This is a genomic window from Algoriphagus litoralis (genome assembly GCF_003259255.1).
GTDB classification, from domain to species: Bacteria; Bacteroidota; Bacteroidia; order Cytophagales; family Cyclobacteriaceae; genus Algoriphagus; species Algoriphagus litoralis.
The window spans coordinates 154,002-166,851 of record NZ_QGOL01000008.1 but is presented as its reverse complement, the minus strand read 5'-3'; the positions used below and the strand labels follow the sequence as shown (position 1 = coordinate 166,851).

At 41.1% G+C, this 12,850-nt stretch carries 14 protein-coding genes; 8 read left to right on the top strand and 6 right to left on the bottom strand.

Annotated features, from left to right (window positions below):
- Positions 1–7: 7 nt before the first annotated feature.
- The gene (lipA, locus tag DK188_RS10455; RefSeq protein ID WP_111670763.1) at positions 8–886 is read right to left on the bottom strand and encodes a lipoyl synthase; all 879 of its coding nucleotides are present in this window, start codon (positions 884–886) and stop codon (positions 8–10) included.
- A gap of 55 nt (positions 887–941) precedes the next feature.
- The gene (locus tag DK188_RS10450) at positions 942–1,670 is read right to left on the bottom strand and encodes a hypothetical protein (RefSeq protein ID WP_111670762.1); all 729 of its coding nucleotides are present in this window, start codon (positions 1,668–1,670) and stop codon (positions 942–944) included.
- 272 nt (positions 1,671–1,942) lie between these two features.
- Between DK188_RS10450 and sdaAA the strand changes: the two genes are divergently transcribed.
- A complete protein-coding gene (gene sdaAA / locus DK188_RS10445; RefSeq protein ID WP_111670761.1) occupies positions 1,943–2,851 on the top strand; it encodes an L-serine ammonia-lyase, iron-sulfur-dependent, subunit alpha in 909 nt (302 codons plus the stop codon).
- Here sdaAA and DK188_RS10440 read toward each other — a convergent pair.
- From DK188_RS10440 to DK188_RS10425, 4 genes are all read right to left on the bottom strand, one after another.
- Positions 2,840–3,298 (bottom strand): hypothetical protein, encoded by a 459-nt coding sequence (locus tag DK188_RS10440; RefSeq protein WP_111670760.1) that lies wholly within the window; start codon positions 3,296–3,298, stop codon positions 2,840–2,842. The genes sdaAA and DK188_RS10440 overlap by 12 nt on opposite strands.
- A gap of 165 nt (positions 3,299–3,463) precedes the next feature.
- Positions 3,464–4,105 carry a uracil phosphoribosyltransferase gene (gene upp / locus DK188_RS10435; protein WP_111670759.1) on the bottom strand — a complete coding sequence of 214 codons (642 nt, stop codon included), beginning with the start codon at positions 4,103–4,105 and terminating at the stop codon, positions 3,464–3,466.
- A gap of 48 nt (positions 4,106–4,153) precedes the next feature.
- Positions 4,154–5,449: an OmpA family protein gene (locus DK188_RS10430; protein WP_111670758.1), complete on the bottom strand. Its 1,296-nt coding sequence runs from the start codon at positions 5,447–5,449 to the stop codon at positions 4,154–4,156.
- A 108-nt stretch (positions 5,450–5,557) separates the two neighbouring features.
- Positions 5,558–6,847 (bottom strand): OmpA family protein, encoded by a 1,290-nt coding sequence (locus DK188_RS10425; RefSeq protein ID WP_111670757.1) that lies wholly within the window; start codon positions 6,845–6,847, stop codon positions 5,558–5,560.
- 177 nt (positions 6,848–7,024) lie between these two features.
- Here DK188_RS10425 and DK188_RS10420 point away from each other — a divergent pair, with 177 nt between their 5' ends.
- The 7 genes from DK188_RS10420 to DK188_RS10390 all read left to right on the top strand — a co-directional run bounded on the left by DK188_RS10420 (position 7,025) and on the right by DK188_RS10390 (position 12,848).
- Positions 7,025–7,933: a zinc-binding metallopeptidase family protein gene (locus DK188_RS10420; RefSeq protein ID WP_111670962.1), complete on the top strand. Its 909-nt coding sequence runs from the start codon at positions 7,025–7,027 to the stop codon at positions 7,931–7,933.
- Positions 7,934–7,939: 6 nt separating this feature from the next.
- Positions 7,940–8,479 carry a hypoxanthine phosphoribosyltransferase gene (hpt, locus tag DK188_RS10415; RefSeq protein WP_111670756.1) on the top strand — a complete coding sequence of 180 codons (540 nt, stop codon included), beginning with the start codon at positions 7,940–7,942 and terminating at the stop codon, positions 8,477–8,479.
- A gap of 15 nt (positions 8,480–8,494) precedes the next feature.
- Positions 8,495–9,067 (top strand): adenylate kinase, encoded by a 573-nt coding sequence (locus DK188_RS10410; RefSeq protein ID WP_111670755.1) that lies wholly within the window; start codon positions 8,495–8,497, stop codon positions 9,065–9,067.
- Between the two features lie 76 nt (positions 9,068–9,143).
- Complete coding sequence (gene obgE / locus DK188_RS10405) at positions 9,144–10,136, top strand: GTPase ObgE (protein ID WP_111670754.1); 993 nt, start codon at positions 9,144–9,146, stop codon at positions 10,134–10,136.
- A gap of 77 nt (positions 10,137–10,213) precedes the next feature.
- The gene (locus DK188_RS10400) at positions 10,214–10,771 is read left to right on the top strand and encodes a nucleotide exchange factor GrpE (protein ID WP_111670753.1); all 558 of its coding nucleotides are present in this window, start codon (positions 10,214–10,216) and stop codon (positions 10,769–10,771) included.
- Between the two features lie 6 nt (positions 10,772–10,777).
- On the top strand, positions 10,778–11,884 hold the full coding sequence (dnaJ, locus tag DK188_RS10395; RefSeq protein WP_111670752.1) for a molecular chaperone DnaJ: 1,107 nt from the start codon (positions 10,778–10,780) through the stop codon (positions 11,882–11,884).
- A 79-nt stretch (positions 11,885–11,963) separates the two neighbouring features.
- Entirely contained in the window at positions 11,964–12,848 is an 885-nt protein-coding gene (locus DK188_RS10390) for a hypothetical protein (RefSeq protein WP_232825712.1), read from the top strand.
- The last annotated feature ends 2 nt before the right edge of the window (positions 12,849–12,850 follow it).

Here is a 12,850-nt window from a genome sequence, read left to right as displayed (position 1 = left end):
CTTTCTTTTAGACATTTACATGTCGCTCGGCATGGTAAGAAGATCTGACCAATGGTCCTGATTCTACATATTTTAACCCTCTTTTCAAGCCCTCTTCACGATAATGGGCAAATAGATCCGGATGGATGAATTCGGCTACTTCGATGTGCATTTTGGTAGGTTGAAGGTATTGTCCAAGAGTCAAGATGTCACAGCCATTTGCCGCTAAGTCATCCATAGCCTGATAGACTTCTTCTTTAGTCTCACCTAAGCCAAGCATAATCCCGGTTTTGGTGCGTTTTCCGAATTCTTTTGTCAGCTTAATTTGCTCCAGAGAACGTTCATATTTTGCTTGTGGCCTTACTCTTCTGTACAGACTACCTACAGTTTCCATATTGTGGGAAACAACTTCTTGTCCTCCACTAATCATACGATAAAGCGCATCCCAATTAGATTTCACATCCGGGATTAGGGTTTCGATAGTAGTCGCCGGAGAAAGTTCCTTGGTTTGTACCACCGTTTGATACCATATCTCAGCACCTCTGTCTTTTAATTCGTCGCGGTTTACAGAAGTGATGACAGCATGTTTCACTCCCATGAGTTGAATCGCCTCAGCAACTCTTCTGGGTTCGTCGCTGTCATATTCTGGGGGTCTGCCAGTGGCTACAGCGCAGAAAGAGCAGGAGCGGGTACACACATTTCCCAAAATCATGAAAGTCGCAGTACCAGCACCCCAGCATTCCCCCATATTTGGGCAATTGCCGCTTTCACAGATGGTATGCAATTTATGTTCGTCAACGAGTTTTCTGACTTTGGCGTATTCTTTTCCGACTGGTAGCTTCACTCTCAGCCAATCTGGCTTTTTTCGGCGTGTTGCTTCTTCGGATATTACAGGTAATTCAATCATTACTTTCGGATTTGTTGCAAAGGTAATTCAGGAGTGTTCAAAAACCCAACAGGGCTTATTTTCGAAATCCGTAATAGAAAGTGAAATAAGCAGACTGAAAGAGCTGGTTATTCTCTGTGGTAGGAATCAAAGGAATCTCTTTATTGTATCCTTCCAACATATAGCCTACTTCTAATCCCGTGGCACTGCTTCTGAATACCCCAAACTCAAACATCAGAGCAGCCTTTAAAGTTGCACCGAATGCAATTTCTGATTGTCCGATCCCTTGAAACAGTGCGCCTGTACCCAGAATGTTGAATCGACTTTGGTGAACTTCGGGATCATATTGTTCCGTGACAGTTTGGACGCGGCTTACAGCATATTCAATATAATAGGGGGCGATTAATCCAATGGTCGGGCCTACGGCAGCCAGTGCGCTTACCTGAACACCCTGATTAGGAGCCTTCTTAAAAAGTATAATTTCTCGACCATAATGTGGCCTTATGGCGTAGAGGTAATTAGACTTTCCGAAAATATAGCTGTTTCCCAGTACCGTATTGTATCGGGCTTCTTTTGGGTTTTTAACGTTAGAAAGTTCAATTCCCCAAAAAGAAAACTGTGAGTCATCAATTCGTGTCCCCGATTTGAATACAAATCCACCGATCAGGCCTCCATTTGTATTTTTGTTGATACCGAAAAGAATCTCCTTATCGTACTCATAATTTCCCACATCTTCTCGTTGGGAAAAAGAGTCAAAGTAGATAAAGATAAAAAGGAGAGGTAAAATTAGTTTCAGCTTGCTCATTCGAAAGTGTCGAAAATGTCGCTCATTTATTACGTATAAGTATTTAACTCTAATTTAAAAGTAAGAGTTTATGTGGAGTATAAAAAGTTGAGTTTTTGGGAAACTGGCTTTAAATAAAAGTAACTTCAACTAGTATTTAGGGTAACTATACGAGTCTTTGCAAGATCTCAAAAAAATAATTTGGCTTGTTCCATTTCCTTTCCTTTTAAATTTCTTCTCATTTTCTCAACTTTTCCCAAATCCATTTATTTACAGAAGTAAACCCAAACGATATGTGCTATTTATTTGAAAGTTTCAAAGGCTGGAAAGAGTATTGCCAGACGAATAATGTCAATTTGATCCAGTCGGTCATCGACTATGAAGTGGAACAGAAAAACTCCTCAAAAGAAAAAATCTTGTCGGGACTTCAGAATGCCTATTCGGTAATGAAAGATGCAGTGAAAACTGGCTTGGAAGAAGATATGACCTCCAGATCTGGAATGATAGATAATGGGGCGAAAAAAGTTTATAATTCTCCACTTGCAGTCCTTTCACCCGAATTTCAAAAACTCATCTCGCGGGCCTTAGCAGCTAAGGAGGTCAACTCATGTATGGGACGAGTAGTTGCTGCACCTACTGCCGGAGCTTCGGGGATTTTGCCAGGCACACTGGTTACGTTACAAGAAATCCACAATTTGCCGGATTCCAAAATTTTGGAAGGATTGCTCGTCGGGGCGGGAATCGCATTGATTATCGAAGAGAAGGCAAGTTTAGCGGGAGCTGTTGGGGGTTGTCAGGCTGAGACAGGCTCTGCGGCGGCGATGGCTTCCGGTGCAATTGTCTATTGTTTGGGTGGATCAATGGATCAAGTTTTCAATGCCGTGGCCATTACAATCCAATGTATGCTTGGCTTGGTATGTGATCCGGTAGCAGGTCTAGTGGAAGTACCCTGTGTGGTTCGAAACGCGAGCGCTGCGGCTATTGCCTTCAGCTCTGCCCAGATTGCTCTTGCTAATGTCAATGCGGTGATCCCAGTTGATGAATGTATAGAAGCTATGGGCGAGATCGGAGCTTCTATGGAAAGTCGATACAAAGAAACTGCAATGGGTGGTTTGGCTGCGACTCTCACAGGCCAGCAGATTTCGAATCGAGTCTTGATCCAAGATATTGAAATTCTACCGGACGATAATCTACCCGAGTAATCGCTCAAAGAAAGGGATGCGGAGAATCTGCTCTATACTCAAGCTGAAAACGACGGCCCAAAAAATAGCACTCCAAAACATATGTAAGAATATCTTTCGCTTTTTTGATCCAAAGGATACCAAAATCAAAGTGCCTCCAATAGGTGTCAAAAATAAGGGAGTGGCAAATGCTATCCCGATTTCCCCATATTTCTTCCAGAGGCTTACTATTGAGCGGGATCTTTTACTAAAAACAGTGCTTTTTTTCTTGAAACGAAGTTGGAGCGTTTTCTTTAGAGATTTTCCTAAAAATGTAAAAATAAAAACGCTGCTCATCATTCCAGATACGGTCACCAAGATGATTTCCCAAAATCCATATCCTGCAGCAGAGCCCAATACCGGTCCTGCTATAAATTTGAATAGGCAGAGGATATAGATACCAAAAAATGTGATAAGTGATTCATTCATAGAAATGGAATAGTAGCTGCAAAAATAGCACCTTACAGGTACTTTTTCCGATAAAGTTCGGTTCTACATGAAATCAACGGAAATGGAATTCTCATTCTCTTTTAAAGCTACGGTTAAAAAAGCATGAGCTGTTTATTGCCTGAATTGGTGTGAGTTGAGATGTGGTTAGATTTTTTCACCAAAAGCTAAATCTCCAGCATCACCCAAACCCGGAACTATGTAAAATTGACTATTCAACGCCTGGTCTACAGCGCCAATCCACAATTTGAATGGGATTGTAAGATTTTGCTCTAAGTACCTGATCCCCTCAGGTGATGCGATGACAGAGGCTATATGAATAAATTCAGGTTGTCCGTGAGACAGGATACTTTCAATTGTCCTGATGAAAGACTTGCCAGTTGCAAGCATGGGGTCTGCCAAAATCAACGTTTTCCCTTCCACACTTGGGCTAGCATGATACCCAAGATTTATTTTTACTTCACCTTGACCTTCTTCTCTAAACGCACCTATAAATCCACTTTCCGCTTTGTCAAAAAAATTCAAAAATCCTTGGTAGAATGGCAAGGAAGCTCTGAGTACAGAAAAAATTACGGGATTTACGGCAGGGGATTGATACACCGTTTTGGCCAGAGGAGTTTGAATTTCTTGTGTTTTATAAGGAAAAGATTTCGAAATTTCGTAGGCTAGAATTTCTCCGATTCGTTCCAGATTTTTTCGAAATCTCAACCGGTCATTTTGAACCGTTATATCTCGTAATTCTGCTATAAATTGATTTGCTATGGAATTACTTTCTTCTAGAATAAACATGCGTAAGTATATAAAAAAAGCCTGATTGTCTAAAATCAGGCTTTCATGTTATTTGATTTCAAAGCTTGTTCTTCTTGCCATTTGCCGGGCATTATCAGAAGACTTATCTACAGAAGTATCTTCCCCATATCCTTTATAGGAAAGGCGAGCCTTATCAATTCCAGCCGCAATCAACAGATCAAATACTGATTTGGCCCGTCTTTCTGAGAGGCTGATATTATAATCTTCAGGACCCAATTCATCAGCAAATCCTTTAATTTCAAGAGAAACACCTGGATTCCTTTTCATGAAATTAGCAATATATTGAGCAGCACTTACTGAATAGCTCAACGGTTTATCACTGTCAAAACCATAATAAAGATTGACGTATCCGTCATTGATAGCTTTTCTTAAGTAATCAACCTCAGTTGTTTTTTCAGCTGAAGGAGGACAACCTTTTGTGGCAGAAGGTCCTGGTTGAAAAGGGCATTGGTCCAAATGATCTGCAGTTCCATCTCCATCAGAATCCAACGTGACTCCGAATGAATTAACCCGTGCTCCTGCTGGGGTACTTGGTTCCTTATCCAAGTAATCGGGAATTCCGTCTGAGTCAGAATCATTAAGCATATCTTTTACTTCACCCACAGCTTCAGCTAACTCGGATTTGGTGAGATATTTATCGGGTTTAAGGTACCAATCCGCATGCTTTTCTGCCTTACCAATATAAAAATTGAGTCCTAATGTTCCAGTCCACCAAGTTCCAGTCGCGTGGACAAAAGGATTTGTGGGTGGATCTGGCTGGACTTTGTCATTGTATGCATTGCCATCAAGAGTATACGTTTGTCTGCCATTTACATACACAGATATATCACCAGATAGGGCAATTCTATCCGTGATACGATATAGGGCAGTCATCCCAGAAGTGATGATGTAGTAATAATCCGGTTCATTGGAATAGAGTGCTGATTCGTCATAGATTAATCTACCACCTCCCGCTCCCAAATGCCCTAACAACCCTAATTTATTTGTAAATGATTCGAAATTGAGCATTCTGCCAAAGTTCCCAACACCTTCAGCAGTAACTGCAACATATTTGGAGTTGAATTCCGGACTTTCCCCTTTTGCTTCTCTGAAAGTTCCAAAACCCAAATTTCCTTTGAATCCGATATACTCATTGATCATATGTCGAGCTCCTATGTCGAAGTGGCCTACATTAAGTGTGGGAGAAAAGTAATCTGGTGTCAAAGGTCCCATAGACTTGTTGAAACCTCCATTCAATTCTACCGCCCATTTATTAAATTCCTTCTGGGCATAAGCGTTTACACCACTCGTGATGAGTAGTGCCAAGCAAATTAATTTTTTCATTTAAGGTGATTAGGGTGAAAATCGCAGCAAGTTATATTTTTTGATTTAATAAAAACGAAAAAAAAAGGCCTGAATTACTTCAGGCCTTTGAATTCTGTAAATCTTAAATTATTTGACTTCAAAGCTTGCTCTTCTTGCCATCTGGCGAGCATCAGCTGAAGACTTGTCTACTGAAGTATCTTCTCCGTATCCTTTGTAAGAAAGTCTTGATGCATCCACACCTGAAGCTATCAATAAGTCATAAACTGCTTTCGCTCTTGCTTCAGACAATTTGATGTTGTAATCCTCAGGACCTAGTTCATCAGCATAACCTTTTACTTCCACACTTACGCCTGGATTTTTCTTAAGGAAGTTAGATACATAGTTTGCAGCGCTTACTGAGTATCCAAGTGGTTTTGAGCTATCGAATGCGTAATAAACATTTACATATCCATCATTGATCGCTTTTTTCAAGTAATCAACTTCAGCAACTGCTTCAACTGCAGCAGGGCAACCGTTTGTGGAAGCTGGACCTGGCTGGAATGGACACTTATCCATGTGATCAGGAGTACCATCGCCATCCGAATCCAAAGTCATACCTGCTGAGTTCACTCGAGCTCCCACTGGGGTACTTGGTTCTTTATCCAAATAATCAGGAACACCATCACCGTCAGAATCTTTCAACATGTCTTTGATACCGTTGATTTGGGTAGCAAGTTCTTCTTTGGTGGCATATTTATCAGCTGCAATGAACCAGTCAGCATGCTGTTCTGCTTTACCAAGATAGAAGTTCAATCCAAGCGTTCCAGACCACCAAGTTCCATTAGCTCCGTAGAAACCGTTGCTGATATCTGGGTAAATGAATTCTGCTCCATCCCAAGTAACAGTCTGACGGCCGTTGAGGACAGTAGAAATATCGCCTACAAGAGCAATTCTTTCGCTAAGTTTAACTTGAGGGGTGATTCCGAAAATAAATGTGTAAACATTGTCGTCGAAATCATTGAATTGATTTTCTTCTGGATTGACCATACCAATACCAGCACCACCATGTAGTAATAGACCGAATTTTCTTGTGAAAGATTCGAAATTCATTATTCTACCGATGTTAGCAACACCTTGCATATTCAATCTGAAATATTTGGTGTTGAATGGAAGGCTTTGAGAATCATTACCTTGAGCTTCACGCACAGATCCAAAGCCGTAATCCAGTTTCAAACCGAATTTTTCATTGAACATGTACCTTGCGCCAAATTCAATGTGTCCTAGGTTTAGGGTAGGAGATAAGTAGGCTCGGTTGAGTGGAGCCATTGGCTTGTTAAAGCCACCTCCAACTTCAAGCGAGAACTTGTTGAACTCCTGGGCATTAACAGATAATGCTAAAGCGCCAGCCATAATTGTTGAGAGTATGATTTTTTTCATGAGAAAAAATTTTTTGTTCAGTTATTAATTAAGTGATTGATAGATGCGAGAACAAATTTATAAACTTTTAATTTACTGCAAATCTAGATGATTTATTTAAATCGCAATCTAGGATTTAAAATTTATAAGAACTTTTCTATGCTTATTTCAAACGAATCTAACACATTCAATGCCAAAATGAAACTTTTATTCGAATTGTTGACTAAACGAAGTGTTTCAGGAGATGAGTCCGAGCTCACATTATTTATACTAAATCATATAAAAGAACGAAGTCAAGGTTGGAAGGTTCAACCTGAATTGTTCGCTGGTGAAAAATTTCATGATTGCATCCTTTTGAAATTTGGGGATCCAAAAACAGCGGTTTTTGCACATTTGGATACTGTAGGGTTTATGACACGGTACCAAAATCAACTAATTTCCGTGGGAGGACCTGAAATTATTTCCGGTACACGGTTGGTGGGTAAAGACTCCAAAGGAGAAATAGAGTGTAAATTATTTGGTGATGATGATTCCTGTTTTCATGATTTTCCGCGGGGAATTGAGCCTGGTACACGGTTATCTTTTCAACAAAATATCAGGTTGGATGAGCAATATATTCAGGCAGCTTATTTAGACAATCGCTTAGGGATATATAATGCATTGGAATTATGCGAAACCCTTGAAAATGGGTGGGTTGTGTTTTCAACCTATGAAGAACATGGTGGGGGAAGTATGCCTTTTTTGTTAAAATTCATACAAGAAAACTCCCCGATTCGATATGCGCTAATCTCTGATATCACATGGATCACTGAAGGAATTCACCATCACAACGGGGTGGTAATTTCTATCAGAGACAAATTCATTCCCAGGAAAACTTTCCTTGATAAAATTATCCGATTGGCTGAAAAGAGCGGGCTTCCATTCCAACTCGAAGTCGAAGCATACGGAGGAAGTGATGGTAGAGAGGTCCAGTTTTCACCCTATGCTATTGATTGGTGCTTCATTGGTGCAGCAGAGGACCATGTGCATACGCCTGACGAGAAAGTGTCCCTGATAGATCTGGATGTCATGGTGAAAATGTATCAATTCCTATTAAAAGAACTTTGAGTCAAAATGGAAAAAATAAAAATCAAAGACCTTCATTTCGAACTGTTTGTCTCTCGAGAACGCATAAATGAACGGATAAAGGGGCTCGCCAAAGAAATTATGGCCAATTCTCAAGGCGAGGAATTAATTATTCTTGGGATTCTGAACGGATCATTTGTCTTCATGGCAGACTTGGTACGCGAAATAGATCTAGCAGTACATTGCGAATTCATCAAAATTTCATCCTATCAGGGGACAGGAACTACAGGTAAAGTAAGATCCGTTCTGGGGCTTAGCATCGATTTGACCGGAAAAAATGTTCTTATTGTAGAGGACATCGTTGATACCGGTATTAGCATGAATTACTTGCTTTCTGAGCTTTCAGCACATAAACCTCGGATACTTTCAGTGGCAACTCTGCTCTTTAAGAAAGACGCTTTCCGCTTTAATTATAAATTAGATTATGTGGGTTTTGAAATTCCAGATAAATTTGTCGTTGGCTATGGCCTGGATTACGATGGATTGGGCCGAAATCTGCCCGATCTTTACCAACTCAGTAAAACTTAAAAAACGACTTCTGGAATGCTGAATATTGTGCTATTTGGTCCTCCGGGTGCGGGTAAAGGCACCCAAAGTGAAAAATTGATCACAAAATATGGACTGACTCATCTTTCAACTGGTGACCTTTTCAGAAAACATCTTGGAGAAGGAACCGACCTCGGAAAACTCGCCAAAAAATACATGGATGAAGGGCATTTGGTACCGGATGAAGTGGTGATCCAAATGGTTGAAGATAAAATCAGCAATTCTGAAAACTCCAGTGGATTCATATTTGATGGATTTCCAAGGACTACCGCTCAGGCGGAAGCACTTGATAAAATGCTCGCCAATCATGGCATGGCGATTTCGGGGATGATCGCTTTGGATGTTCCTTTCCAGATTCTCAAAGAACGGATCATCGAGCGGGGCAAAACTTCCAATCGAGTGGACGATCAAAATGAAGAAAAAATCAACACAAGAATAAAAGTCTATCTCGATGAAACCTTGCCGGTGGCCAAGTATTATGAAAAACAAGGCAAATTCAAGGAAATCAATGGGGTAGGAGAGATCAATGACATCTTTAATGAGATATCGGAGACTATTGATAGGTATTGATTCATCGCAAATTCTTAATTTTGCATCACAAAGACTTGGCTAAGCTTTCGGGCTTAGCCTTTTTCATTCTTAGATAATGGCAGATTCTAATTTTATAGATTACGTAAAATTCTGTTCTCGATCCGGAGCCGGGGGAGCAGGTTCTGTTCACTTCCGACGTGAGAAACACGTTCCCAAAGGTGGACCTGATGGCGGTGACGGCGGCCGAGGCGGCCACATTATCCTTCGAGGAAATGCCCAGCACTGGACGTTGCTACACCTTAAATATAAAAAGCATGTGATCGCAGACTCCGGTAAAGGAGGGGAGGGCGGAAAGCGCACAGGAGCAGATGGGAAAGATATAATTCTTGAAGTTCCACTTGGGACTGTAGCTAAGGATGCAGAAACCGGCGAAAAGCGATTTGAAATTACTGAAGATGGGCAGCAAGTTATTTTAACAGCAGGAGGTCGAGGCGGCTTGGGCAATGATCATTTCAAAACAGCTACCAATCAAGCGCCTCATTTTGCGCAGCCAGGAGAACCTGGTATTGAGGAGTGGATTGTCCTTGAGCTCAAGCTTCTCGCTGATGTAGGCTTGGTGGGTTTTCCAAATGCAGGCAAGTCTACTCTCCTATCTTCTATTTCTGCAGCCAGGCCGGAAATCGGTGACTACCCTTTTACCACCTTGGTGCCCAATCTAGGCGTGGTTAGTTATCGGGATGAAAAGTCATTTGTCATGGCAGATATTCCGGGAATAATCGAAGGTGCTGCGGAAGGAAAAGGACTCGGTATTCGATTTCTGAGACATATCGAGCGGAATTCTATTTTGCTTTTCATGATTCCTGCAGATTCTCCAAGTATCGAGGCACAATACCGCATTCTCCTAGGAGAATTGGAGAAGTATAATCCCGAGCTGCTCGATAAGAAGCGGATATTGGCTATTTCCAAAGCAGATATGTTGGATTTTGACCTGATGAAAGAAATGGAAGCTGAAGTACCAAAAGAACTTCCCTACCTTTTCATATCCTCCGTCAGTCAGTTCAACTTGGATAAGTTGAAGGACTTGATCTGGCAGGCAATTCATTCCTGATCTGTGTCACTTTGTCAGAAAAACGGATCTGGCAAAGACATTGATATTTCCAACCCACCCAACTATTGGCTATTTCTATGAAAAATAAAGAACAACTAGATCAAGAAGTAAATCAGCAATCCGAAGAGCAGATTGTAGAAGAAACTCCAGAATTAGAGTCTGAAGTTAATTTCGACGCTGAAATCGAATCGTCAAAACTTGAAGCAGAAATTGCTGATCTGAAAGATAAATACCTAAGGTTGTATTCTGATTTTGAAAATTTCAGGAAACGTACTGCCAAAGAGCGGATTGATTTGATTAAAACAGCTTCGGAAGATGTTTTAAAAGAGCTAATCCCCGTCGTTGACGATTTTGAAAGGGCAACAAAAGCCTCTGAAAATGAAAGTGATACGGATAAAATAAAAGAGGGAAATCAACTCATCTTTCATAAACTTGTAAGAATCCTAGAATCGAAAGGATTGAAAGTAATGGAAGACCTCATTGGCAAACCGTTCAATCCTGATACGCAAGAAGCCATCACACAAATTCCAGCACCCTCTGAGGAATTGAAAGGAAGGGTGATTGATGTTGTCGAAAAAGGATACACTTTGGGAGAAAAGGTGGTACGGTATGCCAAAGTAGTAACAGGAGCTTAATAAATTATGGCAAAAAGAGACTATTACGAAGTACTTGGAGTTTCCAAATCTGCAAGTGCCGACGAGATAAAGAAAGCTTACCGCAAGCTTGCGATTCAGTTTCATCCGGATAAAAATCCCGATAATCCAGAAGCCGAGGATAAGTTCAAGGAAGCAGCTGAAGCGTATGAGGTACTGAGCAATCCTGAAAAGAAAGCGCGCTATGACCAGTTTGGCCATCAAGGATTAGGTGGCAGTGGCGGCTATGGTGGAGCTGGAATGAATATGGAAGATATTTTCTCCCAGTTCGGCGACATCTTTGGTGGGGGTGGATTTGGATCATTTTTCGGTGGAGGAGGCGGAGGCCGACGCACCAAAAAAGGTACAAATCTCCGTGTGAAACTTAAGTTAAATCTTCAGGAAATTGCTAACGGAGTCGAAAAGAAAATCAAAGTCAAAAGACACGTAGTAGCAGCAGGAGTATCATTTAAGTCTTGTGGTACTTGCCAAGGCTCTGGCCAAGTCAAGAAAGTAGTCAATACCATGCTGGGTCAGATGGTCTCAGCCAGTACCTGTGCAGTCTGTGGGGGAAGCGGCCAGATCGTCGATAAAAAGCCGGCAGAAGCTGATGCCCGAGGATTGATCGTAAAAGAGGAAGTAATCTCCATCAATATTCCCGGAGGTGTGGGCGAAGGCATGCAGCTTAGCATGTCCGGCAAAGGAAATGAAATCCCAGGAGGTATTCCGGGTGATCTTCTTATTGTCATCGAAGAGTCCGAAGACAATCTGCTTCAGCGCGAAGGAAACAATGTGATCTATGATCTACATGTATCATTCATCGATGCAGCTTTAGGTGCATCTTTGGAGGTGCCAACCATAGATGGGAAAGTCAAAATCAAAATAGAACCCGGCACCCAAAGTGGAAAAATGCTTCGACTCAAGGGTAAAGGGATCAAAGATATCAATGGCTATCATAGAGGAGATCAACTGATTATGGTCAATGTCTGGACACCTACAGAACTGTCAAGAGAGGAAAGAAATACATTGGAGGCATTGAGAAATTCGGAGAATTTCAAGCCCGACCCTGGTAAGCAAGACAAATCTTTCTTCGATAAAATGAAAGAGTTTTTCTAAAAAACATAAAGCTGGAAGCGATTCCGGCTTTTTTTATATTTTTAAAAACCTTTTCAACCGACCGGCGTAACCTATCCGTATGCTTAAAAAACTGTGTCTGCTTCTTATTTGGATCATGGTAAAGACCATCCCCGGTCAAGCACAATTTGTAAAAGAATACAAAGTTACCGAGCGAAAGGGTTTCGAGGTTGTATATTTGAATTTTTCATCTTACAAGAGCCTCACACAGCTCAAGCGAGTCATTAGTCCTGATCCAGTCTACATTCATGGGCACTTGTTGAAGTCGAATATTCTACCCGATTTCAGCCACACTATTCATGATAATTTTTTGGATGTCAAGCTAGTACACAAAAATGTGGAGTCTGATAATTTGGGGAAGAGCATTACTTCTAAGTTTTTTTCAGACAATACCAACTTTGATCATTCTTGGGATGTCGGATTGAGTTCTAACTATCTCTATGATCTGGATTTTAATCTGGGAGTAGGAAAAGCTGATTTTGACCTATCTCAGGTTCCTATTTCGCAATTGAAAATAAAAAGCGCCAGTGCAGATGTGAAAATCCACTACGGTACTAAAGTGCCAAATCAAGTCGAAATGGACACCTTGTTGGTAACATTGAATATGGGTACCGTGGCTGTGGAGAATACTAATTTTACCAACTCAAGAATTGTGATCATTGAGGTCAGTTACGGGAAAATTGATCTAAATTATAGTGATGGATTAGCCAGCTCAAGTCAGGTTATTGCAGCTGTAAGTGGTGGAAGTATTCATCTGAAACTTCCTCCTGACTCCAACCCGGTAAAAATCCGGATGAAAAAGAACCCGATGTGTAGAACAGTTTTTCCAAAATATCTCAAATCGATCGATAAGGAAACCTACGTCACTAGAGGATACAAACCGTCTGACCCAAAGCTTCTCGAATTGATTTTAGATGTAGGAGTAGGTTCAGTCACAGTCGAATAATC